The following is a 25,528-nucleotide window of genomic DNA, read 5'->3' as shown; positions in this document are numbered from 1 at the left end:
CAATATGACCTCACTAGAAATACTATACCATATAACCCTATAATTGCTCATAAAAATAGCGACTAATCTTGCAATGCAGGATTAGTCGCTTACTTGCTAATAATGGTAATTCTTATTCTGCTTCTACGAAATTATAAACTTCGATTTTCTTTGTGTCGCCTTTTTGAGCTGCATTGATCAATTGATCTGCATATAATTGGAAAGCTTTAGAAGATTCTGTTGCACCAGATACAGTATCTACGTCAGCAGATTGTTTCTTTTCAAGTTCTTTGTTTAAAGTAGGGATGTATTCTTTCGGACCCACACCTGTTTTAGATTTCATTGCTTTTTCATAGTCAGCATCTTCGGATTTTTTCTTGCCGTCTTTTGTTACATAATTATAATCAGAAGTTGCGATTTTGCCATCTTTTACTTCGATGTTGAAGACTACGCGATAGTTATGTGCGTAATTTTTTTCTTCCAAGCTGTATTTACCGTCTTTCAATTTAGCACCATTGTCGATTTCGATTGTTGAAGTATCGCCACGTTGTGCTGCTTGGATCAATTGGTTTGCATAATTAGCGAAAGCGTCAGAAGAATGAGTTGCTCCACTTACTGCTTCTACTTTGCTTGCTGCTTGTTCTTTTACTAAAGAGTCATTTAATTGTTTGATATATTCTTTTGGACCAACACCGGATTTAGCTTTCATTGCTTTTTCATAACCAGCATCTTCGGATTTTTTCTTGCCATCTTTATTTAAGTAATCGTAGTTGGATTCTGTGATCTTACCATCTTTTACTTTAATATCGAAGGAAACACGATAATCATGATCATAATTTTTTTCTTCTAATTTATAAGTGCCGTCTGTAAGTGTACCGTCTTTCTTAGCATCTTTGCTAACTGTTGCAGTTTGTTTTGAATCTGATTTGCTTTTATCTTTGCTACCGCTATCATTGTTTCCACAAGCTACTAATAACATACTGGAAGCTAACACAGCAGTTACACCCATTGCAATTTTTTTCACTTTCATAAAAGTTCCCACCTTTAATTTTTTATTATGTGACGTTATGCACATTAATTTTTAGAACCCAACACTCTTTCACAACCAAATAATAGCACCCTTTAGGCGGTTTGTCTATACTAAATCAAAAAACGGAATTGAATAAATTTTCTAAAAAATGAATAGTATTTCGGGAAATATGTAGTTAAATGTTAAAAATGATACAAAAACAGCTTTATAACTTGGTAAAAACTGATACTTTTGGTCTATGAATTTTGCCACTTTTCATACAAAGAACTATTTTTTTATAAAATGCACTATTTGCCCTCAAATTGACTAGACATAAGCGCTCTCAATCTGTTACACTATGGTAGATTAATAGTCTTATTTATATTTTTCATAATAGCTTTTGTGAAAAAAAATACAAGGAGTTGAGAGAGCATATGCCTGAAAAGAATATCGTTTTAATAGGGGCGGGATATGCAGGTGTTCATGCAGCTAAGAAATTAGCAAAGAAATACAAAAAAGATAAAGATGTAACGATTACATTGATCGATAGACATTCTTATCACACCATGATGACCGAATTACATGAAGTAGCGGCTGCACGGGTGGAACCAACTGCAGTTCAATACGACCTGCGCCGATTATTCAATCGTACAAAAGTAAATTTAGTTACTGATAATGTAACTAATGTCGATCACGACAAAAAAATCGTCACTACCGAACACGGCACTTATCCATTTGATTATCTTATTTTAGGTATGGGTGGCGAGCCAAATGACTTTGGTACTCCCGGCGTTGCAGAACACGGCTTTACATTATGGTCTTGGGAAGACGCTGTTAAACTACGCAAACATATAGAAGATACTGTTACTGCAGCTTCTCGCATCCAAGATGTTGCTAAGCGAAAAGCAATGCTTAGCTTTGTAGTCTGTGGTTCCGGCTTTACTGGAATCGAAATGGTCGGCGAATTGCTGGAATGGAAAACTCGTTTAGCAAAAGATAACAAGATCGATCCAAACGAAATCGAATTGTCTGTTGTCGAAGCTGTACCAACGATCCTAAACATGCTAGACCGTCGTGATGCTGATAAAGCAGAACGCTACATGGTCAAAAAAGGAATCAAAATTCTTAAAAGCGCTCCGATCGTTGAAGTTAAATCGGACCGCATCATCTTGAAATCCGGACAAGAGCTTCCAACTCATACATTGATTTGGACTGCCGGCGTAAAAGCTAACTCCGATACAGAAGAATACGGCATGGAATCTGCTCGTGCTGGTCGTTTGAAAGTAAACGAATTTATGGAAGCAGATGGTTTGAAAGACGTTTATGTAGTTGGTGACTTAGCTTACTTTGAAGAAAATGAAGGCAAACCAACTCCACAAATCGTTGAAGCTGCTGAACAAACTGGGATGACTGCTGCGAAAAGCATCATTTCCGAAATCAGCGGAACAGAAAAAGAACCTTACAATGGTAAATATCATGGTGTTATGGTCTCGATCGGTGCTAAATATGGTGTTGCCCACTTAGGCAGCATGCATTTATCTGGCTGGTTCGCGATTTTCATGAAACACATGGTCAATCTATATTACTTCTTTGGCATTCGCAGTGGCTACTACATGTGGCAATATATCATGCACGAATTCTTCCACATCAAAGATGGCCGCAATATTTTCCGCGGTTGGACTTCTCGCTATGGAAACGTTATCTGGGTATTACCACTACGTGTTTACCTTGGCTGGTTCTGGATCGATGAAGCATTGTCGAAAATTTATGGTGAAAGTACTTGGGATAAAGTCAACTTCTCTCACTTAGGACGTCTTTTCAACGGTATTGGTAAGGATTCTTGGCTGACAGCAACAACTTCTAAGATGCCATTTGACTGGTTGCAAACTGCAGCTACTTCTGGTGCAAGTCAAGCAGCTGGTGATAAAGCCGGAGAAGCTGCTCAAAATGTTACTGTTCCGATCTTACAACATATGCCTGGCTGGTTTAAATGGATCATGCAATTATTGATGCCAAACCTTGACGTTGCATTGTTCATGCAAAAAGTAGTTCCATTCATCGAACTTGCGATCGGTCTTGCGATCTTAGCTGGTCTATTCACTTGGTTAGCAAGTATCGGAAGTGCTGGCTTCCTAGTAATGTTTACTTTCAGCGCAATGCTTGGCTGGGATAAATTCTGGGCATTACCTGCTTCCATCGCAATGTTGAACGGTGCCGGACGTACATTCGGCTTTGACTTCTGGGTTGTTCCTTGGATCCAAAAAGGTCTCGGCAAATGGTGGTACGGTAAACCTAAATCGATTTATCGAGATAAATAACCTATCAAATAAAGCTGGAGCAGTCCATTTGTCTATTCATAAACGAATGGGACTGCTCCCTTTTTTTACTTAAATACTGTCTATTTAGCGAAATATCATTTACAATAAAGGAAATGAACGAATAAGATGGGTTGGATCACAGATGACGAAGAATAAACGACTCGTTTACATTGCCTTGCTAGCTGCTCAAGCGGTGGTTATCGGCCTCTTAGAACGAGCAATTCCTTTCCCCTTTGCCTTTGCTCCTGGAGCGAAGTTGGGGTTATCGAATATTATCACCTGCATTTCTTTATATACATTATCCTTCAAAGATACATTTATCATAGTGGCGATCCGATTAGTACTGGCAACCCTGCTTGGCGGCACGATCTCCACATTCTTATACAGTGCCAGTGGAGCAATCATCAGTCTGCTCGGAATGTTTCTCGTGAAACAATTGGGGCCAAAACGCATCAGTATTATTGGTGTCAGCACAACCGGGGGCATACTTCATAACGTCGGGCAGCTTTTAGTAGCTAGCTTTTTAGCTAAATCTTGGAATGTGATGCTTTATTTACCAGTTTTGTCTTTCATCGGCATTCTTTCTGGGATCGCTGTTGGGATCGCTGCTAATTATTTATTAAAAAACGTAAAAACATTGCAAGTTTTTTTCCTTGCGAAAGAAAATAGAGAACACTAATCAAAGGAGTTTCGCTATGCAAATCAATGCCATGTGGAATAACTATCCTGAACTTCAGAAAGATTTAAAAGAAGTTTTAGTTACGATCGAAAAAAATATCAAGATCCGCGATAAAAATGTCGCTGAAAATATCAATGCTATGATCCACTCCGGCGGAAAACTTTTACGCCCTGCCTTTGTATTGCTGACTGCTCAAGCCGGGCCAGAATATAATGTGGATCGATCGATTGCCGTTGCAAGCGCCCTCGAGGTTCTGCACATGGCGACGCTTATCCACGATGATGTGATTGATGATGCAGACATGCGCCGCGGTGTGCCGACGATCCATTCCAAATTCGGACGGAAATACGCTGTTTATACCGGTGACTATCTATTCTGCGTCTGTTTCAAGATTCTCTCCGCACATGCCGATTCTGTTGAAAATATTGATTTTAACAGCAAGAATATCGAAAAAATATTAATGGGCGAACTGAATCAGATGAAAGATCTTTATCATATGAATGTGACGGTCAAAGATTATCTCACACGCATTTCCGGTAAAACCGCGCAATTATTCGCTCTAAGCTGTTATTCCGGTGCTGTTTCCAGCAAAGCTCCGCGAAAAACACTTTATACAGCGAAAAATGCCGGCCATTTTATTGGCATGGCTTTCCAGATTATCGATGATATCTTGGATTACACCAGCACAGATGATGGTCTCGGCAAACCTGTATTGAATGATGTAAAACAAGGAAATTATTCACTACCGTTGATTTATGCGATGCAGAAACATCAGGATGAGTTTTTACCGCTGCTTGAGAAGAGAGAAGAGATGACTGATACAGACTTACAAGCATTAGCTGTGTTGGTCAAAAAACACAATGGTGTAGAACAAGCTTTTGAACTTGCAGATAAATATACCAAAAAGGCAATCAAAGAAATTCATAAACTTCCATCTGGGAAATATCGTGATCACATGTTGTCGATCACTTTGAGTGTTTTAAATAGAAAGAATTAGTAAAAGGTAGCAGCTCTTAGAGCCGCTACCTTTTACTAATTCCCACCACTCGAAGCTGCGACTGTGCTCGCCGCCGCTACGCTTGCTAGAGCAGCTTGTTCGATCGCGATCAGCAGATTCATGCTGATCATTAGTCCCTCGACTTGTTGCTGATCCATATGGCCAATCTCATTTTCTATATAAAGGCTGATTGCGATTGCTGTTTGAAACTTTCGATCGAATCTCAGCACAGGCAGTCTTTTTAATTCTTCGATCAATTTGGCAAGAAACTTGCCATCAAGTTTTTGTTCTCCTAATGCAAAAGCCATGATGCCAACACCAGAATAATGCAGTTCTGTGATCTTGATGCGTTCTTTATCTAATATTGCCAATACTTTTTTGACTTGTTCGATATATGCTTTCTGCTTCTCGCCATAGAGCAATGTCCCCGTCGCCGCTAGAAACTGAAGGCCGTTACTCTTTCGAAGCTTTAGGTCTGCGAAAGCTTGATAGTAATATTCCGTTATTTCAGCAATTTCATGTACTGTCATGTCGGTACCCATTTGGGCCAGCATGACGCTGGAAGTGATATCTTCAGCACCAGTCAGAAATGGATGATCTGCTTTTAATTCTAGGTATATCTCACGCGCTTTACTAATAACAGCTCTGGTTCCTTCCTTGTTTTCCAACAATAAGTATGCCGCAAAATAGGTATATTCTGTGCGTTGAAACTTAGCATCGATGAGCTGTTTGTAAAAGCTTACTAAGCGTTGAGCAGCTATCGGACTTTCTTCTCCACTTGCAACCAACAACCCAGCTAAAGATGCTCTTATATTCGTTGTCAAGGTCGTAAACACACCGGTCTCTTCTTTTAAGTATTGGCTCATCGCCATGAATTTCTCTATATCCAATTCGGCTTCTTCCTTCATAAATAAACGCGCGATCAGATATCTGATACGCTTATCTACAAATGTTACTTTCGCCTTATTCAAGGTTTCGTAATTATCACGCAATCTTTCTACGAGCTGTATTTCTTGCAAATTAAAATCTGTCATTTCCACTGCTCCTTTTGCGAATATGTTTTCTTTATTATAAAGGAAATAGGTATCCGAATGCTAATGATAATAAAAAAAGACCGATGAGGGAATGCCTCATCGGTCTTTATATTTAAGAGATTATTTGTTGATTGTAGTTACAACGCCTGAACCTACAGTACGTCCACCTTCACGGATGGAGAAACGAGTACCGTCTTCGATAGCGATTGGAGCGATCAATTCAACAGCTAATTCAATGTTATCACCAGGCATAACCATTTCAGTACCTTCTGGCAAAGTAACAATACCTGTTACGTCAGTTGTACGGAAATAGAATTGTGGACGATAGTTGTTGAAGAATGGAGTGTGACGTCCACCTTCTTCTTTAGTTAAAACATAAGTTTCAGCTTTGAAAGTAGTGTGTGGAGTGATCGAACCTGGTTTAGCAAGTACTTGTCCACGTTGGATGTCTTCACGTGCAACACCACGTAAAAGTGCACCGATGTTATCGCCTGCTTCAGCATAGTCAAGTAACTTACGGAACATTTCTACTCCAGTTACAACAACTTTTTTGCTTTCTTCAGAGATACCGATAACGTCTACTTCGTCACCAACTTTGATTGTTCCACGTTCAACACGACCAGTTGCAACTGTTCCACGACCAGTGATTGAGAATACATCCTCAACTGGCATCATGAATGGTTTGTCGTGGTCACGTTCTGGAGTTGGGATGTAAGAATCAACAGCGTCCATCAATTCGTTGATTTTTTCTTCCCATTCTGCTTCGCCTTCAAGAGCTTTAAGTGCAGAACCTTTAACTACAGGAATGTCATCACCAGGGAATTCGTATTCAGAAAGTAAGTCACGAACTTCCATTTCAACTAATTCAAGTAATTCTTCGTCATCCACCATGTCGCATTTGTTTAAGAATACAACGATGTATGGAACACCTACGTTACGAGAAAGCAAGATGTGTTCACGAGTTTGTGGCATTGGGCCATCAGCAGCAGATACTACTAAGATAGCTCCGTCCATTTGTGCAGCACCAGTGATCATGTTTTTAACATAGTCAGCGTGTCCTGGGCAGTCTACGTGTGCGTAGTGACGGTTTTCAGTTTCGTACTCAACGTGAGCTGTAGAGATTGTAATACCACGTTCACGTTCTTCTGGAGCACCATCGATTTGGTCATATGCAGAAGCTTCTGCAAAACCTTTCTTAGATAGTACAGTTGTGATTGCAGCTGTTAAAGTAGTTTTACCATGGTCAACGTGTCCGATTGTACCAACGTTAACATGGGGTTTAGAACGGTCATATTTTGCTTTTGCCATTTTAAATGAATCCTCCTTAAGGGTTTATAATTATATTTCAAACAAGTAATCTTGTCCGAAAGACCTTTATATTGTAGTTATACTGCATCTGGGGAAAAAAAGCAATTAATCTTCTTTATTTCCGCCGCCATTTGCTTTGATAATTTCTTCTGAGATAGACTTAGGTGTTTCTTCATAGTGGTCAAATTGCATTGTATAAGTGCCTCGACCTTGTGTAGAAGAACGTAAGTCTGTTGCATAACCGAACATGTTTGCAAGTGGAACAAAAGCGTGAACAACTTGAGCGTTGCCGCGAGCTTCCATACCTTCTACGCGTCCACGACGGCTAGTGATGTTACCCATGATATCTCCTAGATATTCTTCTGGGATAACGACTTCAACAGTCATGATCGGTTCTAATAGAACTGGATCACATTTTTTAGCAGCATTACGCAAGGCCATGCTCGCAGCAACTTTAAATGCCATTTCGTTGGAGTCGACATCATGGTAAGAACCATCATAAAGTTTTGCTTTGATGTCAATAAGTGGGAATCCTGCAAGCACACCGTTATCCAATGCACCTTCAAGGCCCGCTTGAACTGCTGGGATGTATTCACGTGGAACAACACCACCGACAATCGCGTTTTCAAATTCAAAACCTTTACCTTCTTCGTTAGGGCTGAATTCAATCCAAACGTGACCGTATTGTCCACGACCACCAGATTGACGTACAAATTTACCTTCTACTTGAGCAGATTTACGGAACGTTTCACGGTAAGAAACTTGTGGGTTACCAACATTAGCTTCTACGCGGAATTCACGTTTCATACGGTCTACCAAGATATCAAGGTGAAGTTCACCCATACCAGAAATGATAGTTTGTCCAGTTTCTGTGTTTGTTTCGGTACGGAACGTTGGATCTTCTTCTGCAAGTTTAGCAAGCGCTTGGCTCATCTTATCTTGGTCAGCTTTAGATTTTGGTTCGATCGCAACAGAGATAACTGGTTCTGGGAATTCCATGGATTCTAAGATGATTTGATCTTTTTCATCACAAAGCGTGTCCCCAGTAGTTGTGTCTTTCAAGCCAACAGCTGCAGCGATATCACCGGAATAAACAATATCGATTTCCTCACGGTGGTTAGCATGCATTTGTAGGATACGTCCGACACGTTCGCGTTTACCTTTTGTAGAGTTTTGTACGTAAGAACCGGAGTTCAAAGTACCGGAATAAACGCGGAAGAAAGTTAGACGGCCAACATAAGGGTCAGTCATAACTTTAAATGCTAACGAAGAGAATGGTTCGCTATCGTCAGCGTGACGTGCTGCTTCTTCACCATCAGGTAAAACACCTTTAATCGAAGGTACGTCAGTTGGAGCTGGAAGATAATCTAGAACAGCATCAAGCATTGGTTGTACACCTTTGTTTTTGAATGCTGTACCACATACTACTGGATAGAATTCAACTGCAAGTGTTCCTTTACGGATCGCTGCTTTGAGCTCATCTTTCGTAATTTCTTCGCCTTCCAGATATTTCATCATTAGTTCTTCATCAAGTTCTGCAACAGCCTCGATTAGTTTACCATGATATTCATCTGCAAGATCTTTAAGATCCTCAGGAATCTCTTTGATATGCGGATCATTACCTAGATCATCTTCATAATATAATGCGTTCATTTCGATTAAGTCGATGATACCTTGAAAATCATCTTCGGCACCGATCGGCAATTGAATTGGATGCGCATTAGCATCAAGACGGTCATGCAATGTTTTAACAGAGTACAAGAAATCTGCACCGATTTTGTCCATTTTGTTGACAAATACTACGCGGGGAACCCCGTAAGTAGTAGCTTGGCGCCAAACTGTTTCTGTTTGTGGTTCCACGCCCGATTGTGCATCAAGTACTGCGACTGCACCATCAAGTACACGAAGGGAACGTTCTACTTCAACTGTGAAGTCTACGTGTCCTGGAGTATCGATGATATTTACGCGGTACCCTTTCCATTGGGCTGTTGTCGCAGCAGAAGTGATTGTGATACCACGTTCTTGCTCTTGCTCCATCCAGTCCATTTGAGAAGCACCTTCATGGGTTTCACCAATTTTGTGAATACGCCCTGTATAGAAAAGGATACGTTCCGTAGTAGTAGTTTTACCCGCATCGATGTGCGCCATAATACCAATATTACGAGTCTTTTCTAAGGAGAACTCTCTAGCCATGTTGTCTTTCTCCTTCCATCAAACTTATTAGGCAACGAATTGCCCTTGTTTACGAATAATCTTACCAGCGGTAGTGAGCGAATGCTTTGTTCGCTTCTGCCATTTTGTGTGTATCTTCGCGTTTCTTCACAGAAGCACCAGTATTGTTAGCTGCATCCATGATCTCACGAGCTAGGCGAAGTTCCATTGTTTTTTCACCACGAAGACGAGAGTAGTTAACTAACCAACGCAATCCAAGTGTAGTACGACGATCCGCACGAACTTCGATCGGAACTTGATAGTTTGCACCACCAACACGACGAGCTTTTACTTCAAGAACTGGCATGATGTTTTTAAGTGCTTGTTCATACACTTCCATAGGATCATTTCCAGTTTCTTCTTTAATGATATCAAACGCAGCATACAAGATAGCTTGTGATTTTCCACGTTTTCCATCTACCATCATTTTATTGATCAAACGAGTTACCAATTTGGAATTATAAATCGGATCTGGTAACACGTCACGTTTAGCAACAGGACCTTTACGAGGCATTAGATATCCTCCTTTCTTTAATTAGATAATTATTATTTTTTTGGTTTTTTAGTACCGTATTTAGAACGGCCTTGTCCTCTATTTTCAACACCAGCTGTATCAAGAGCACCACGAACGATGTGATAACGTACCCCTGGTAAATCTTTTACACGTCCGCCACGAATAAGAACAACACTGTGTTCTTGCAAGTTGTGTCCGATCCCAGGAATGTAAGCTGTTACTTCGATACCATTACTCAAACGAACACGAGCATACTTACGTAATGCGGAGTTCGGTTTTTTAGGAGTCATAGTACCTACACGAGTACATACACCACGTTTTTGTGGAGAATTAACAGTAGTCAATTCTTTTTTGAAGCTGTTAAAGCCTCTGTTCAATGCAGGTGATGTAGATTTTTTTCCTTTAGATTGACGCGGTTTGCGAACTAATTGGTTAATTGTAGGCATTAGTCAGTTTCCTCCTCTCTTCATTTAGTAGTCCCACACATCCAGGTGGTTCATTTTTTAGAAAAAGAAAATTGCTGTAAGAAATAGCGTCCTTACAACATGTTTTGTTTTTCGTCCTCTTTTAGTAGAGGCACCTTGAATATCGTAACACCACTGCATTAAAATGTCAAGGCGCCTTCTGAAATTTTATTGTTTATATGTGCTAGTTACTTTTACATAGTCGATCAGCATTTGTCCTGATTTTTTCGTGGGCAGTTGATCATCGACGTAATCCCCACCGACTGTGAGATTCATGATCACATAGAATTTTTGATCGAATGGTGCCGGTGATGGATATTTTTTGCCATTTGGTTTTGCACTGTACCACTTGGTTTGTGTGTGGTAGACCTTACCATCTACTAACCATTTGATTGCTTTTGGCGACCATTCAACGCTATAAGTGTGCCATTTCCCAAATGTCGTCTTCAATCTTTTGTTAGCCTCTACAAATGTGGAAGCATTCTCACTCTCCAAATCTGGTTTGCCAAAATGCAGCGTTCCTGTGATGAGGTTATTATCTTGCCCTCTTGCTTCCATGATATCTATCTCACCAGATGCTGGCCAAGTGCCGTACGTATCTTTTTTCGGCAACAACCAAAATGCTGGCCAGTAACCTTGTCCTACCGGAAGTTTCATTCTTGCCACGACCCTACCATATCGAAAAGCTTTTTTACTTTGAACAGCGCCACTGATAAATGGTTTTTTATCGGGATTGTTTTTATTTCGTTCTGCTGTAAAAATCAAGTGACCCTCTTTCTCTTTCACATTTTTAGGTGAATAATAAGCTTTTTCATGATTGTAATAGGTCGACTCTAGATAACTCCAATTCTTCTTATCCAATTTCCCGTCATTAAAACGATCTTTGAAAACTACTTTTGGCTGGTTACTTTTGGAATAAACGGCTTCTGTATGAAATGTCATGCTGATTATTACTAAAGAAAGCACGATTATTCCCCACTTACTACTTTTCCCCATTTTTCGCTCCCTCTTTCACTTCTTTTAATCAAGTCCATTAATCGATTGATAGACCGCCTTTGCGTAACTATCGGTCATCCCGCAAATAAAATCGGTCACTAGCAATAAGCGAAGATACAGTTTCATTCTTTCATCTTGCCCTTTCGCATGTTTTCGATAACAGCCTTTGTAATTATCGGATATCAATGATAATAATCGGTTATTCTTCACCGATTGAAGATGGGCCACAGGACTATCATAATATAAAACAGCAGGAACGAAATTATCTAATAATGACGTAATGATCGCATTTCCGGCTAATTCAGATTCGACCACGCCTTGGTCGCGGTAAATATAATTGATCGATAATGCTTGAAGGACCTGCACTAATTGCTGCGCCTCTGAACTGTCGAGCAGTGAATCATTAAAATCGCCAGCCATGATTGCTTTGTAATTTTCATAAAAGACTTCTAATGAGCGATTGATCAACTGGCCACGAACATTAGACGCCAGCCATTGTCCGACGATAAAGCTTTCTTCTTGTCCTTGATAGCGATCATTTTTCTTTTTCAACTCACTGTAGCACGCTGCTGTGACTTTATTATGTTCCGGGAACGCCTCAAACGAGCGCAAGATCTGATTGATCGATACAATCCCTTTTTTGACACCGTCTTCCAGATCTGCATTCAAATAGGCGATATCGTCGGCTACTTCTAATAGGAAAGTAAGCGGATGGCGGTTATCTCCTGCACCAGTCGCCTTAGATACTTCTTGGAAAATATTTTCGTCCGCATAGAAATAACCCAACTTTTTGCTCTTTGTCCGGCGCTTGTCGATATTTAAAGAAGAAACCGGGTATTTGATGATCGCATTTAAAGTTGCATGCGTCAGATTCAAACCATATTCGTCAAATAGATAATGTAGTTTCGAGATCACGCGTAAAACTTGGGCATTCCCTTCGAAATGATAAAAATCCTGTTGCATTTGTTGCGTCAGCATCTCGCTTAGCGGTTTGCCGTTATATTCCAAATTAGCTAGATTGTCTTTAAACCATTCGCGGATACTTTCTTCACCGAAATGACCGAATGGCGGATTCCCCATGTCATGGAGCAAACCGGCACACGCTAATACATCAGCAATTTTTTCCCCTTGTTCTTTCGTGAAATCCGGATCTAGTTCGTCTTCTTTTATTTTATGCGCCACCATGTTCCCCATCGATTTCGCAATTGTCGCCACTTCCATGGAGTGTGTCAGTCTTGTCCGTACGAAATCGCTTTTTTCCAGTGGGAAAATTTGCGCTTTATCTTGTAGCCTCCGAAACGAAGCACTCATTACGATCCTTTGGTAATCATTTTCAAAGGCATTACGGATATCCGTTGTTTTTGAGCGTGTTACGGTAGACTCTCTTCTTCGTTTATCATTTAGTAATTCTTGCCATTCCATCATGGACACATCCTTTCTCTCTATCTTTGACGCACTCTCTTTCTATTATACTAGATGCAGCTGGGAATACAAATTTGCCTATATTTTTAACAATTTACAATGTTAAATTGTATACTATTTTATCTTGAAACACCGTTTAAGACAAAAAAACCACCTTTCACGATATTTCTCTTTTTTCCGATTTTTGATATGCTATACTTTTTTCTACAAGATAAAGCTATCATCACTCTACAAAGGGGGAGAACAATGTTATCGAAAAATGAATGGTTCCAGTTATTGATCTGCTTCAATAATGATGACTTGCTTCATATTTCTACTAACGTATCATCTTTAGGTTCCCAACTACACTATCCGGAAGAGATCTTGAACGAAACACTAATATTATTGAAGAAATACGGTTATATCTGGGAAATCTATGAAGAAAACAGCCATTATTATTTACTTACTACTAAAGGGAAGTCTTTGATCTACCGGGTAAAAGAAAAATATCATACGCAAATACCATATACTGTCTAAAAAATCGTAACTGCCACTCCTTAATTGGGGTGGCAGTTTTTATTTTATTACACCTGTTCCCCTATCAGTGTAATAAAATACACAGTAAAGGCGCCGATTTGTGTAAATATAAAGCGCTTTAAACAGCCGTTTAGAGTTGGCACGGTACTTGCATATATTAATAATGAAAGCGCAATATCGCTTTGATGTTGGGCGATCACCAATCCAGCAGCAGTTGCTGTATAAATAATAACTAGAGGCAAATGAAATCATTTTAAAAAGGGAATGTCGTTCATTTCACCTCTTGGGAAAAAGGAGTTTTATAAATGAATGGTTTTATCGCATTTATGGAAAAATATTTTATTCCGTATGCATCCAAAATCGGTGGTCAACGCCACTTAGTAGCAGTTCGTGATGGTTTCATCGCAACAATGCCGCTAATGATTTTAGGGTCTTTCGCTACACTTATCAATAACCTGCCAATCACTTTCTATCAAAATTTCATGAACAACTTATTTGGGGAAGCGAATTGGAAATCTTTCGGCGGGAATCTTTGGAACGGAACTTTTGCTATCTTAGCATTATTCGTTGCTTTCACAGTAGCGTATAACTTAGCAAAATCGTATGACAAAGATCCATTGTCTGCTGCTGTCGTTTCTGTTTCTTCATTCTTTGCGATCGGTGCTCTTGTACCAAACAAAGATGGTTTCATGAACTCAGCTGGACTAGGTTCAAGCGGTCTATTCTTAGCACTTATTATCGCTCTTATTTCTACAGAAATCTTTACTCGTTTAAGTGGCAATCCTAAATTGATCATTAAAATGCCTGACGGTGTTCCACCAGCAGTTGCTCGTTCATTCGCAGCATTATTCCCTGCAATGATCACTGTTTCGATTTTCGCATTGATCACAACATTCTTCTTCGCAGCTGGTATTACTGACCTTGTTGGCGAATTCTACAAATTAGTTCAAGAACCATTCATGGGACTTGCAAACACATATCCAGCAGCTTTACTATTAGCATTTATCTCTGCATTCTTATGGTTCTTCGGTCTTCACGGAGCAAACATCATCGATCCATTCATGCAAACGATCAATGCTCCTGCGATCACTGCCAATGCAGCAGCAATCGCAGCTGGTAAAGAAGCACCTTATATCGTAAACAAACCTTTCTTCGATGCTTTCGTAAACATCGGCGGAACTGGGGCTACTCTTGGATTGATCTTAGCTATCTTCATCGTAGCTCGTCGTCACAAAGCTTACCGTACTGTATCCAACTTGAGTGCAGCACCTGGTATTTTCAACATTAACGAACCAATGATGTTCGGTCTGCCGATCGTATTGAACCCGATCATGTTCATTCCTTACATCTTAGCTCCACTTGTGATCGTTTCGATCGCATATGTTGCCACTGCGATCCACTTAGTTCCAGTAGCAACGATCCTTGTTCCATGGACAACTCCGCCAATCATCGGTGGCGTACTTGCTACACAAAGCTGGGCAGGCGGTATCTTAGCTGCAGTCAACCTAGTAGTCGCAACACTGATTTATATTCCATTTGCAAAAGTAGCAGAACTTCAAGAAATTCGTCGCGAAAAAGAAGCTGTTTTAGCAGAAGCACAAGCGGAAACTGTGGAATAAATTTGATTTAACTTTGTAAGGAAGTGTCTGGAATGAATACAGAATTAGAACAAACGATCATGAGTCTGATTGTTTTTGGCGGAAATGCAAAAAGCGATGCCATGCTTGCTATCGAAGCAGCTAAAAAAGGCGACTTTGAACAAGCAGATGCAGGAATCGCTCAAGCAGAAGCGTCCTTATTGGAAGCTCATCACTCCCAAACAAAATTGATCCAAGGGGAGGCGCGTGGTGAACGTACAGAAGTATCTTTACTTCTTGTTCACGCGCAAGACCACTTGATGAACGCCATCACGTTCAAAGACTTGGCGAAAGAGATCGTTGACCTTTATCGCAGTAAATAAATATAAAAAGCGTCCTGAGAAGATCAGGGCGCTTTTTATATTTATTTTTTATCCTCCGAAACGAGACGCCATACTTTTTCAAACAATGCTTCATACTCCTCATTGCTCCATCTATTAGCGAAATAGGGATTATGAAAATAAATAAATGCGGTAATGATCGCTTGCCCTTCTCCCTTCCATCCACTCACTTCCTCTGCCTTTTCAGCAAGGTGCTGCAAGTGATCTTCCACTAATTCGCCATTTTTTTCTATATAATCTGTATACAAAAAGAACATCCGTTTATCTGTGTGATAAAGTTTCTTTTTCGTATTTGCTAATATCCAAAGCCAGTCATGGAGCGCTTGCTTCCCCGTACTCGTAACGGGGCTTATCCACTCAAATAGTTCTCTAGACGTTTCTTCTAGCCAATGTAGGGCCAATTTCTGAAACAGGTCTTCTTTATTACGATAATGCTTATAGAGCGCGGCATGCGTTACGCCCAAGTTTCTCGCAACATCATAAAGCGTTGTTTTCTCCATACCTTTTTCATACACGATTTTTTCCGTCATCGAAAAAATTTTTTCTTCTGTTAATTTTGCCATTATCTTTTACCCCTCATCTTATTGATATACCTATTCTACCATACTTTTTAAGAAAAAAGTTACAAAACGTTGACAAAGTAACTTAATGGTGTATAATACTATTAAAAGTTACTAATTTAATAAATTGTAACTAAATTTGAAGGAGTGATCACAAATGGCAAATGTAACGAATAAACGAGTAGCGATTGTAACTGGAGGTTCTGGTGGTATCGGGAAGGCAGTTGCAGAAAAGCTCGCAGCAGAAGATTTTGCAGTTGCGGTACATTATTCTGGTAACAAAGCAAAGGCAGACGATTTAGTGAATACGATCGTTGCAAACGGCGGCGAAGCAATCAGCGTCGGTGGAGATGTCGCGGAAGAAGCAGCAATGACAACATTATTTGACGAAGTGGAACATGCTTTTGGCGGTATTGATGTCGTTATCAACACAGCAGGTATCATGCGTTTAAGTCCTGTCGCAGAATTAGATTGGGATATCTTTGATCAAGTTCACCGTACCAATACACGCGGAGCTTTTGTCATTGCAAAAATCGCCTCAAAACGTGTTCGTGAAGGCGGAGCAGTCATTCATTTCTCTACTTCTGTAACACGTACTAATTTCCCGACTTACGCAGCATATGCAGCAAGTAAAGCAGCTGTAGAAACATTGACGAGAATCTCATCTAAAGAGTTACGCGGCAAGAATATTACTGTTAATGCAGTAGCCCCTGGCCCCACTGCTACACCGTTATTCTTAGATGGCAAAGATGAAGAAACGATCGCTAACATCGCTAATGCCAATCCAATGGCACGATTAGGTACGCCGGAAGACATCGCAGAAGTAAGTGCTTTTCTTGCGGGTCCAGGTCGCTGGGTAAATGGTCAAGTTGTTTTCGCAAATGGCGGTATGGCTTAAACACATTATTAGATGAAAGAAGGAAATTCAAATGGAACAAGTAATCGTGATCACAGGGGCATCGAGCGGTTTTGGCGCATTGACTGCTCGCGCTCTGGCAAATGCAGGACATATCGTCTATGCTGGAATACGGGAGACTACTGGGCGGAATGCGGTCAAAGTAAAAGAACTAGAAGCGTTTGCTGAAACAAGTGGTGTTAAGATATCCGCATTAGAAATGGATGTCCTTTCGCAAACTTCCGTCGATAACGCAATAGCGCAAGTAGAAAAAGAACGAGGCCAGATCGACGTTATTATCCACAATGCAGGACATATGGTCTCAGGGGCTGCCGAAGCCTTCACACCTGAACAACTGGCTCAGCTTTATGATGTGAATGTCCTATCGACTCAGCGTGTCAACCGTGCTGCTCTTCCGGGAATGCGTAAACGCCAAGCTGGGCTCATATTATGGGTATCCAGCTCAAGCGTAAAGGGCGGGACACCACCATTTCTCAGCCCTTACTTTGCTGCTAAAGCAGGCATGGACTCACTGGCTGTATCTTACGCAGGAGAGCTTGCTCAGTTTGGCATCGAGACTTCGATCATCGTCCCAGGCGCCTTCACTAAGGGCACCAATCACTTTGCTAATTCCGGTCATCCTGCTGACACAAAGATCCAGGCTGAATACGATGCGAAATATCCAGATTTGATGGAAAACATCGGTAAGAAGCTAGCAGAAATAGAACCCGCTGATGCCGATCCTTCCTCTGTAGCTGCAGAGATCATCCGCATCATTTCTCTTCCTGCCGGCGAACGCCCTTATCGCGTGCATGTCGACCCCACTGATGACGGCTCGAAAGCAGTGTCTGATATCGCCGACCAAAACAGGATCGGCTTTTTAAATCGAATCGGCCTAGCAGATTTTTTAAAGACAATAATTCAAGATAACTGATTGGAGGTTTTTTTCATGGTAAACAACGACTTGCCTATGGCGATCCAGCAGTTTATCGCTACAACGAACGTCGGAGATACGCAAGGCTTCCTTTCCCTATTCACAGCAACTGCGCTGATAGATGATTGGGGCAGAAAATTCCACGGTCCAAGCGGCGCTGCTGATTGGAACCGTACAGATAATATGGGCGTAAACGCACACTTCGATCTGGTGACTTTCGCTAAAGAGAAGCCGGACGAGTGGAAAGTTACGTTAAAAGTATCCGGCGACGGTTACAACGGCACAGGACCATTACTTTTCAAACTGGCAGATGATAAAATCGAACAACTGCTTATTATTCCGAACTAAAAAAGAACCCGCTGCTTTAAGCGGGTTCTTTGCCTTTGCGCTCTTTTTTGTCATAGACCTTGCGCACATCAAAAAAAGGGTCTAACACTTTATTTTTCCCAGCTAAATCTGAAGCCATCCTAATTCCGTCGACATTGATACGCGCATTGCGGTAAAAACCTTTCCCTTTTTGCCCCCAGGAGAAATGGGTAGCATCGACATTGCAGAATATCTGGAAACCTTGTTTTTTCAAATAGTTAAACTTCGGATTTTTCGTCGTATATGGCTGCCAGTCATTGATGTCTGCCCCAAATGGATAGATCAGTACATTTGTTTTTCCGATTATCGGCTTCACTTCCCGCTGCCATCTCTCGTTGTCTTGCTTGATTGCAGCAACAGAAGAAGTTGTCATATTAAGATGGCCCCAACTGTGAGATGCGAATCCCCAGCCTTCACGTTTCAATTCAGCAGCTACTTTTTTCGCTTCATGAATCGCTGTCTTTGTTTTTCGATTGTTCCCATACTCAGAGAGTGAAGTCCGATAGCCGAGAACGCCATTATATCCCGTTAACGCAATCGTTCCTTTTTGACCATGATAGGAAAAATCGGGATGTTTTTTCACAAAAGAATCCACGATCGGTATCAAATCATAATCGCCAATCTTTTTTTTACGATCATCCATATAAACATTCTTGATCTGATGATTTTTGGTGCGGATAAGCCGATCAGCAAAGCCGTCTCCTTTCATATAGGTATAATAACTTACATCATCTTGCGAAAGTATCAGCGGTTTTTTCCCCTTTGGCAAACGCACACCTTTAAAATGGAGATGCCCATTTTCGGTTTTTATGATCTCATCTAATCGAACTAAGACATAGCCGCGCTCATATAGCTGTTTCAATGACTTCTCAAATTCCGTTTTTGTGACCATATAATCTTTATAACCCTTGGCCTTCCGTGAATGGAATGCTTTTTGGCTATCTATTATCAAACTGTGGAAAAAGAGGTGCGGAAATTGATCTGGCTTCTTCCAATGCACCAGTTTTTCCTTTTCCTTTCCCCATTTATCCGCAAGTACTTTGCCCCGATCTCCTTGCTCTTTAAGAGTAGCAATCGCCCGATCATAATCATATTGAGCAGCGGAAAATTTGGCTGCTGCTATTTTTTTCGCTCTGATTTTTTTGGTTTTATCTATCTCGCTTGATTTAGTACGAGTCGTTTTTCTCATATTTTTATTATTAGAACTCGTGCAGCCCGACAAAAGCATCGATAACGAAACAACTGCTACAAAAATGATCCACCTATGTTTTGAGATTACTTTCAACATATACTAAGCCTCATCCCTTCTATTGAAGGTCCATTTTAACATAAATGTAATATTTTTTAAAAACATAAAAAAACCGGGCTCCTATTCCAAAAATTCGGAGTCCGGTTTTTATCGTTAAATCAATTTAGCATCCCTGAGTATCTCACCAATAAACGTATCCTTGTTTTTCTTAGCCATGCGTTCGATCACTTTTCGTTCAATAAACGGAAGATCCATATCTACCAATTTTTTCTGATCAGATAAGAAATAAGCAGCATTAGTGAGTTTGCGGATATCATAAGAAGAAGCAAATACTTCTGGAACGCCGCGCTCCACGTTTAATAATTGGTAGACGGCTTCCATCGCTGTCCGGACAGAATATTCGGTTGTAAACACCGTATCCCGTTCTGTCTCCGCAAAATTGCCGATAAATGCTAAGTTTTTCGAACCATGCGGCACGACTAATGGTCTGTCGCCTTGTTTGCGTAGCATAAAGTATGAAGTGATAAACGGCATGTAAACTGGAACGACCTTGCAGGAATCTTCGTTCGCCATGTGAGAGATCTCTACTTCTGGAACGCCTAAATGGTATAGAAGCTCTTGGACGATCTCTTCCCCGCTACATGCTTCGATTGGTTTTTTGATATAGTTTCCCGGCGTGTTCGATAACAAACCGTACACCCAAGTGACCGTTTGATTATCCTTTTGTTCCTTAAAGTGAGGTTGTCGATGCGTTGCAAAGCTCATGAGCCAATTAGAATCTTTGATCGTGATGATACCGCCACTGACGATTTTCCCAGTGCGTAGTTTCCGTTGCGTCAAGCGTTCGATGTAAGGTGCGATCGCATCATTTTCCCATGTGATCGTGGCAGACACGAACCAGCTTTCTTCCGGCAAATTTTCGTAAAAAACTTCCGGATGACCAAACTCTGGTGACTGTTTAGCCAGATTTTTCCATAATGTCCAGCTACCACCGAGATCGTGCGAGATAGGCGCCGGCGTATGATGATTTCCTTGAGTAGAACTTTCTGTAATCGAACCATTGGTCACAAATACCAGGTCCTTTTCAGTCAGCGGGATCTCTTCGCCCTGACCGTTTCTGGTGATCAGCAAACGACGAGCGGTTTTCGATTCCGCGGCAACTTCTACAGTAATATCATTTACTTGGACATCGTACTGGAAGGAGACGCCGTGATTTTTCAAATAAGCCAAAAGCGGTTTTACTAAAGATTCGTATTGGTTATATCGTGTAAACTTCAACGCTGTAAAATCAGGAAGGCCCTCAATGTGGTGGATGAAGCGTAATAAATAGCGGCGCATCTCGATTGCAGAATGCCATTTTTCGAACGCAAACATCGAGCACCAATATAACCAGAAGTTAGAAGCAAAAAACGCTTCACCGAATACATCTTCAATTCGTTTTCCTTCTAATTTTTCTTCGGTTGCCATAACGAGCGAGATAATCTCCTTTTGGGCATCTTTAGAAAGTGTGAATTTCCCATCATCAGGTACGCGTTCGCCGCGGTTGTGGATCATCCGGCAATTGGAGGAGTTTGGATCATCTAGGTCGAGCCAGTAAAATTCATCTAATACCGAGGCATCTTCGACTTCAAGCGAAGGAATCGATCGGAACAGATCCCAGAGACATTCAAAATGAGCTTCCATCTCGCGCCCACCTCGTGTGACCAATCCTTCATGCTCCACTACTTTCCCGTCAAGCGATCCTCCTGCAACAGGAAGTTCCTCTAATATCCGGATCTGGTTTCCCGGCATATGTCCATCACGAATCAAAAATGCAGCGGCTGCTAAGCCTGCCAGTCCACCCCCGACGATATACGCCGATTTCTCTTCCACTCCTGCCGGTTTCCTGCTGCGTGCAAATGCTTCATAGTTCCCATTCGTATAACGCATTTCGCCCCACTTCTTTCTTTGATTATTTTTGTGAAAAAGCTATCAATGTTAATCTCTACCCTTCCACTTATTTTATAAACGAGCCCACACGTCTGCTTTTTATAGTGATAAAATCATGGTATACTTTCAAAGATTCCAACAAAGCGAGGTGCAAGTGATGAAATCCAATCGGTTATTTAAAATGGTCTATCTCTTGATGAGCAATGATAAATTATCTGCGAAAGAGTTGGCGGATAAGCTAGAGGTTTCGGTTCGAAGCGTGTATCGTTATATGGAGAATCTCTCGGAAGCCGGTATCCCAATTTATGCCAGTCAAGGCAGAAACGGCGGGATCTCTTTGCTGCCTCAATTCCGAATGAATAGTGCTCTGGTCTCGGAAAAAGAACAAAATGATATTCTTGCATCACTGCAAAGTTTTGCCTCGATCGAGCAGAGCGATCAAGATACTTTGGACAAACTATCCGCTGTCTTCCAAAAGAAACCGATCTCTTGGATCGAGATCGATCCTTCCACTTGGAGCAACAGCCGCGAACAAAAATCTACATTGGCAATAATCAAACAAGCGATTTTCCAGTCCCAGATGCTTACTTTTGATTATCTCAATTCTAAGAATGAACAACTTGCCCGGGAAGTATATCCTTATCAAGTTGTTTTTAAAGATCGGGCTTGGTATTTAAAAGGATATTCCATAGAAAGAGAAGATTGGCGTCTATTCAAGCTGACACGCATGCACAATGTCACAATTGACACTTTCACCTCTCCAAACACTACTTTAGTGCCGAAGCAGCAGCAATTTGAAAGTACGACGAATAAAGTAGATCTGATTTTGAAAGTGGATACGCAGCTAAGTTACCGTATTTTTGAAGAATTTTCTAAAGAAGATATTTATCCCACTGATGACGATCATTATCTTGTCACCTGTTCCATCAGCGACGGCGAATGGCTGGACAGTTATTTACTTTCTTTTGGAGCGCATCTTCAGGTGATCGCTCCGACAGCAGTTCAATTACGGCTGAAACAAAAACTACAAAAAATGCTCGCGAATTATCAAACATGATTTGTTCTACATTAAAAAAGACAGGCTTCGAATTCATCGAAACCTGTCTTTCTCTTGATCAATCTCGTTCTACTTGAATTACTTTCCCATCTGTTCCTTGTACGGTGATCTCATGTTCCTGATTACCACTTTGAAGATTGATTTTATAGATCGGTTTTCCGTAAGAAGTATCGATCTCGTAGCTTGATACGTCACCTTTCTTTTCTTTTACTGCAGCAGCCATAGCTTCTTTTGGTGTAATGATTTTTTCAAAGTCGATAACCTTGCTATAGCGGGAATTGTCATCTTTATCGGCTTTCTCTTGGTTATCTTGGAGAATTTCTTTACTTTTTGCATCGATCTCCATTTCGTATTCCGTTCTAGCTTTTTTACCCTCAATATTATAAATATACCGGCCATCATCATGTTCAAGTTTAAACTGTGTGATCGGTGTATCCGGATGTTTCTTTTGGAATTCTTGTACCGCATCTTTAAAAGAAACTTGCAAATTCTGTTTCCTCAAATCATTCTTACTTTCCATGCGATTGTCCGCTTGTTGCTTATCCCGCGGAGCTTTCGATTCGTTTCCACATGCAGTCAATGCGACCATAAAAACTGCCAGTGCAAAGATGCCCAAATATTTTAAAGTTCGTTTCACCATCGTCTCCTCCTCCATTATTGTTTTTTATGCTTTTTTTACAATCCGGCGCAACACTTCCGTTAACGTTTCCGCGTTGATATCGATCAATGGCGGACGGTCATGGACGTCACTCTTTACTTTTTCTACCATCACTAATAAAATCACACTGTTCAAAATAAGCGATACTGCTTCGGCATCTTCCTTAGCCGTCTGCACATCTAAAAGCCCTTCAATCTTTTCATCCACCTTTTGGTATAAGTATTCCACTGCTGACGGATCGATAAACGCCATATCCTTACTTCCCATTTCTTTGACCGAAATAATCATAAAATCCCGGTATTGCTGATACAATGTCAAAATATAGCGGCTTGCTTCCTGCAGAAACACGTCATAATTTGCAAAATCTTGTTCAAAAAACGTATCTATTTCTGCTTTCATCGTTTCGATCTGCAATTCCAACGTTTGATGGATCAGATTTTCTTTATTTTTAAATTTCTTAAAGATCGTCGCTTCATTTATATGTGCTGCTTCGGCTAATTGGCGCGTCGTCGCACCTTTTATACCGTGCGTTGCAATCATTTTGAGGGTCGCATCCATAATGCTTTCGTTGGTAATCATTTCTGTTCTCCTTCCTAAAGCAAGTACTTACTTATCCAAGTATATCAAAACCCTTTGTGCAGTTCAAGCTGAGATAAATACGTAAGATTTGTGGATTTTTCACATAAAATGTGTAATAATTAATATTATTAGTAAAGTTTGAGGAGTGATTTTTTGCTTAAACCACGGAAAGTACGGATCGCGGAAAAGTTGTTAGCGGAAAAGGGTTTGAAGAAGAAAAAAATGACAAAGACGAGTATTGCATTAGCAGGAATCTCAGCAGTTGCTGCTTCCATTTCAGCACCTAGTCTTATTGCTTCTACCAATGTAGATGCCGCTGTTACGGATCAGACTATATATAGTTTTATCGATAGCATTGCACCGGCGGCAAAAGACATTGCGGCAAAAAACGATTTGTATGCTTCTGTCATGATCGGTCAAGCGATCTTGGAAAGCGGCTACGGAACAAGCACACTGAGCAAAGCCCCCAATTATAATCTATTTGGGATAAAAGGAGCTTATAACGGCCAATCTGTAACTGTCAAAACGCAGGAAGATGATGGTAACGGAAATATGTCTACAATTTCTGCCAATTTCCGTAAATATCCTTCGGTCGCAGCGTCGTTGCAAGATTATGCAAACATCCTGCATAACGGTACGAGCTGGGCCCCACTTTATTATCAAGGTACATGGAAAAGTGTCGCTCCCACATATGCAGATGCTACTGCTGCTCTGACAGGTACTTATGCAACGGATACGAAATACAATATAAAAGTCAACAGTATCATTGAACAATATGGTTTAACTGCTTATGACACAGGCGGCTCGCCTTCTAGACCAGCTGATGTCAATAATAATGCGAAAACTTACAAAGTGGTAAGTGGCGATAATTTATCAAAAATCGCAACAAAATATAAAGTGACTGTAGCAAACTTAAAAGCTTGGAACAGTCTGAAATCCGATACTATCTATGTCGGCCAAGTATTAAAAGTTTCTGCAGGCACTGTAACTCCAGCTCCAACACCTACTCCTCCTGCGAATAATACGACGACAACCACTTATACCGTCGTGAGCGGCGATAACTTATCGAAGATCGCAGCGAAATATAAGGTTACTGTGGCCAACTTGAAATCGTGGAACAATCTAAAATCCGACACCATTTATGTCGGGCAAAAATTGAAAGTTTCTAAAGCAACTTCTACTCCGGCTCCAAAACCGTCGGCACCGAAGCCTACTGCTCCTAGCACTTCCACAGCGAAAACGTATACCGTCGTGAGCGGCGATAACTTATCGAAGATCGCGAAGAAATATAAAGTGACCGTGGCAAACTTGAAATCATGGAACAGTCTAAAATCCGATACCATTTATGTCGGGCAAAAATTGAAAGTTTCTAAAGTAGCTTCTGCACCGGCTTCCAAACCAGCAGCATCGAAACCTGCTGCTCCAGCTGCTTCCACAGCGAAAACGTATACTGTCGTGAGCGGCGATAACTTATCGAAGATCGCGAAAAAATATAAAGTGACCGTGGCCAACTTGAAATCATGGAATAGTCTAAAATCCGATACCATTTATGTCGGGCAAAAATTGAAAGTTTCTAAAGCGACATCTTCTACTGCAAGTAAAGCAAGCACTGCTTCCAGTAGCAGTTCAAGTAGCGCGAAGACCTATACAGTTAAAAAAGGCGACACTCTGTGGAGTATTGCGCAAAAAAATAAAACGACCGTCGATAAACTAACAAAATTAAATAAACTTCATTCTTCTGCCATTTATATCGGACAGAAATTGAAATTAAAATAAAAGAACGGCAGCCAGCATTTACTGGCTGCCTCTTTTTATCTTTAAAAATCAAAAAAGCGAGCAGGCTACCCTCCTCGCTTTTCCTTTAGACATACTATAT

At 40.8% G+C, this 25,528-nt stretch carries 24 protein-coding genes; 11 read left to right on the top strand and 13 right to left on the bottom strand.

Annotated features, from left to right (window positions below):
* Positions 1-112 precede the first annotated feature (112 nt).
* Positions 113-1,009, bottom strand: a complete 897-nt coding sequence (gene pplA / locus HMPREF0556_RS07170; RefSeq protein WP_036107670.1) for an extracellular electron transfer flavoprotein PplA — start codon at positions 1,007-1,009, stop codon at positions 113-115.
* Positions 1,010-1,422: 413 nt separating this feature from the next.
* Between pplA and HMPREF0556_RS07165 the strand changes: the two genes are divergently transcribed.
* The 3 genes from HMPREF0556_RS07165 to HMPREF0556_RS07155 all read left to right on the top strand — a co-directional run bounded on the left by HMPREF0556_RS07165 (position 1,423) and on the right by HMPREF0556_RS07155 (position 4,982).
* Complete coding sequence (locus HMPREF0556_RS07165) at positions 1,423-3,306, top strand: FAD-dependent oxidoreductase (RefSeq protein WP_003757001.1); 1,884 nt, start codon at positions 1,423-1,425, stop codon at positions 3,304-3,306.
* Positions 3,307-3,448: 142 nt separating this feature from the next.
* On the top strand, positions 3,449-3,985 hold the full coding sequence (gene eetB / locus HMPREF0556_RS07160) for a flavinylation system FAD exporter subunit EetB (protein ID WP_003757000.1): 537 nt from the start codon (positions 3,449-3,451) through the stop codon (positions 3,983-3,985).
* 16 nt (positions 3,986-4,001) lie between these two features.
* Positions 4,002-4,982 (top strand): polyprenyl synthetase family protein, encoded by a 981-nt coding sequence (locus HMPREF0556_RS07155; RefSeq protein WP_003756999.1) that lies wholly within the window; start codon positions 4,002-4,004, stop codon positions 4,980-4,982.
* Positions 4,983-5,017: 35 nt separating this feature from the next.
* On the opposite strand, the gene HMPREF0556_RS07150 is transcribed toward HMPREF0556_RS07155, so the two are convergent.
* The 7 genes from HMPREF0556_RS07150 to HMPREF0556_RS07120 all read right to left on the bottom strand — a co-directional run bounded on the left by HMPREF0556_RS07150 (position 5,018) and on the right by HMPREF0556_RS07120 (position 12,931).
* Positions 5,018-6,016, bottom strand: a complete 999-nt coding sequence (locus HMPREF0556_RS07150; RefSeq protein WP_003756998.1) for a DUF4003 family protein — start codon at positions 6,014-6,016, stop codon at positions 5,018-5,020.
* Between the two features lie 120 nt (positions 6,017-6,136).
* On the bottom strand, positions 6,137-7,324 hold the full coding sequence (gene tuf / locus HMPREF0556_RS07145; RefSeq protein ID WP_003756997.1) for an elongation factor Tu: 1,188 nt from the start codon (positions 7,322-7,324) through the stop codon (positions 6,137-6,139).
* Positions 7,325-7,429: 105 nt separating this feature from the next.
* On the bottom strand, positions 7,430-9,517 hold the full coding sequence (gene fusA / locus HMPREF0556_RS07140; RefSeq protein WP_003756996.1) for an elongation factor G: 2,088 nt from the start codon (positions 9,515-9,517) through the stop codon (positions 7,430-7,432).
* Between the two features lie 61 nt (positions 9,518-9,578).
* Positions 9,579-10,049, bottom strand: coding sequence for a 30S ribosomal protein S7 (gene rpsG, locus HMPREF0556_RS07135; RefSeq protein WP_003756995.1), 471 nt, complete (start codon positions 10,047-10,049; stop codon positions 9,579-9,581).
* 32 nt (positions 10,050-10,081) lie between these two features.
* The gene (gene rpsL, locus HMPREF0556_RS07130) at positions 10,082-10,495 is read right to left on the bottom strand and encodes a 30S ribosomal protein S12 (RefSeq protein ID WP_003756993.1); all 414 of its coding nucleotides are present in this window, start codon (positions 10,493-10,495) and stop codon (positions 10,082-10,084) included.
* Between the two features lie 186 nt (positions 10,496-10,681).
* Positions 10,682-11,509, bottom strand: a complete 828-nt coding sequence (locus HMPREF0556_RS07125; protein ID WP_003756992.1) for a glycoside hydrolase family 16 protein — start codon at positions 11,507-11,509, stop codon at positions 10,682-10,684.
* Between the two features lie 24 nt (positions 11,510-11,533).
* A complete protein-coding gene (locus HMPREF0556_RS07120; RefSeq protein ID WP_036105437.1) occupies positions 11,534-12,931 on the bottom strand; it encodes a deoxyguanosinetriphosphate triphosphohydrolase in 1,398 nt (465 codons plus the stop codon).
* Between the two features lie 246 nt (positions 12,932-13,177).
* Between HMPREF0556_RS07120 and HMPREF0556_RS07115 the strand changes: the two genes are divergently transcribed.
* The 3 genes from HMPREF0556_RS07115 to HMPREF0556_RS07105 all read left to right on the top strand — a co-directional run bounded on the left by HMPREF0556_RS07115 (position 13,178) and on the right by HMPREF0556_RS07105 (position 15,407).
* Complete coding sequence (locus HMPREF0556_RS07115; protein ID WP_040486549.1) at positions 13,178-13,447, top strand: hypothetical protein; 270 nt, start codon at positions 13,178-13,180, stop codon at positions 13,445-13,447.
* Between the two features lie 305 nt (positions 13,448-13,752).
* A complete protein-coding gene (locus tag HMPREF0556_RS07110; RefSeq protein ID WP_003756983.1) occupies positions 13,753-15,066 on the top strand; it encodes a PTS sugar transporter subunit IIC in 1,314 nt (437 codons plus the stop codon).
* 32 nt (positions 15,067-15,098) lie between these two features.
* A complete protein-coding gene (locus tag HMPREF0556_RS07105; RefSeq protein WP_003756981.1) occupies positions 15,099-15,407 on the top strand; it encodes a PTS sugar transporter subunit IIA in 309 nt (102 codons plus the stop codon).
* 41 nt (positions 15,408-15,448) lie between these two features.
* On the opposite strand, the gene HMPREF0556_RS07100 is transcribed toward HMPREF0556_RS07105, so the two are convergent.
* The gene (locus HMPREF0556_RS07100; protein ID WP_003756979.1) at positions 15,449-15,988 is read right to left on the bottom strand and encodes a TetR/AcrR family transcriptional regulator; all 540 of its coding nucleotides are present in this window, start codon (positions 15,986-15,988) and stop codon (positions 15,449-15,451) included.
* 154 nt (positions 15,989-16,142) lie between these two features.
* Here HMPREF0556_RS07100 and HMPREF0556_RS07095 point away from each other — a divergent pair, with 154 nt between their 5' ends.
* Genes HMPREF0556_RS07095 through HMPREF0556_RS07085 form a run of 3 tightly spaced genes read left to right on the top strand, consistent with a single transcriptional unit; the run spans position 16,143 to position 18,162 of the window.
* The gene (locus HMPREF0556_RS07095) at positions 16,143-16,883 is read left to right on the top strand and encodes an SDR family oxidoreductase (RefSeq protein WP_003756977.1); all 741 of its coding nucleotides are present in this window, start codon (positions 16,143-16,145) and stop codon (positions 16,881-16,883) included.
* A gap of 31 nt (positions 16,884-16,914) precedes the next feature.
* Positions 16,915-17,814 (top strand): SDR family oxidoreductase, encoded by a 900-nt coding sequence (locus HMPREF0556_RS07090; protein WP_003756974.1) that lies wholly within the window; start codon positions 16,915-16,917, stop codon positions 17,812-17,814.
* A gap of 15 nt (positions 17,815-17,829) precedes the next feature.
* Complete coding sequence (locus tag HMPREF0556_RS07085; RefSeq protein ID WP_036105428.1) at positions 17,830-18,162, top strand: nuclear transport factor 2 family protein; 333 nt, start codon at positions 17,830-17,832, stop codon at positions 18,160-18,162.
* Between the two features lie 16 nt (positions 18,163-18,178).
* Here the strand turns inward: HMPREF0556_RS07085 and HMPREF0556_RS07080 are convergent, their stop codons facing one another.
* Positions 18,179-19,468 carry a polysaccharide deacetylase family protein gene (locus tag HMPREF0556_RS07080; RefSeq protein WP_003756970.1) on the bottom strand — a complete coding sequence of 430 codons (1,290 nt, stop codon included), beginning with the start codon at positions 19,466-19,468 and terminating at the stop codon, positions 18,179-18,181.
* Positions 19,469-19,582: 114 nt separating this feature from the next.
* The gene (locus HMPREF0556_RS07075) at positions 19,583-21,358 is read right to left on the bottom strand and encodes an oleate hydratase (protein WP_003756967.1); all 1,776 of its coding nucleotides are present in this window, start codon (positions 21,356-21,358) and stop codon (positions 19,583-19,585) included.
* A gap of 157 nt (positions 21,359-21,515) precedes the next feature.
* Here HMPREF0556_RS07075 and HMPREF0556_RS07070 point away from each other — a divergent pair, with 157 nt between their 5' ends.
* On the top strand, positions 21,516-22,415 hold the full coding sequence (locus HMPREF0556_RS07070; RefSeq protein ID WP_036105421.1) for a helix-turn-helix transcriptional regulator: 900 nt from the start codon (positions 21,516-21,518) through the stop codon (positions 22,413-22,415).
* Between the two features lie 58 nt (positions 22,416-22,473).
* On the opposite strand, the gene HMPREF0556_RS07065 is transcribed toward HMPREF0556_RS07070, so the two are convergent.
* Both HMPREF0556_RS07065 and HMPREF0556_RS07060 read right to left on the bottom strand, forming a co-directional pair.
* Positions 22,474-23,052, bottom strand: a complete 579-nt coding sequence (locus tag HMPREF0556_RS07065) for a PepSY domain-containing protein (protein ID WP_169308996.1) — start codon at positions 23,050-23,052, stop codon at positions 22,474-22,476.
* Between the two features lie 27 nt (positions 23,053-23,079).
* Positions 23,080-23,652, bottom strand: coding sequence for a TetR/AcrR family transcriptional regulator (locus HMPREF0556_RS07060; RefSeq protein WP_003756960.1), 573 nt, complete (start codon positions 23,650-23,652; stop codon positions 23,080-23,082).
* Between the two features lie 138 nt (positions 23,653-23,790).
* Between HMPREF0556_RS07060 and HMPREF0556_RS07055 the strand changes: the two genes are divergently transcribed.
* Positions 23,791-25,428 carry a muramidase family protein gene (locus HMPREF0556_RS07055; RefSeq protein WP_003756958.1) on the top strand — a complete coding sequence of 546 codons (1,638 nt, stop codon included), beginning with the start codon at positions 23,791-23,793 and terminating at the stop codon, positions 25,426-25,428.
* Positions 25,429-25,528: the final 100 nt, after the last annotated feature.

Source organism: Listeria grayi DSM 20601, assembly GCF_000148995.1.
In the GTDB taxonomy this organism is placed as follows: Bacteria; Bacillota; Bacilli; order Lactobacillales; family Listeriaceae; genus Listeria; species Listeria grayi.
The sequence above is the reverse complement of the archived record's forward strand: the minus strand, read 5'-3'. Positions and strand labels throughout refer to the sequence as shown.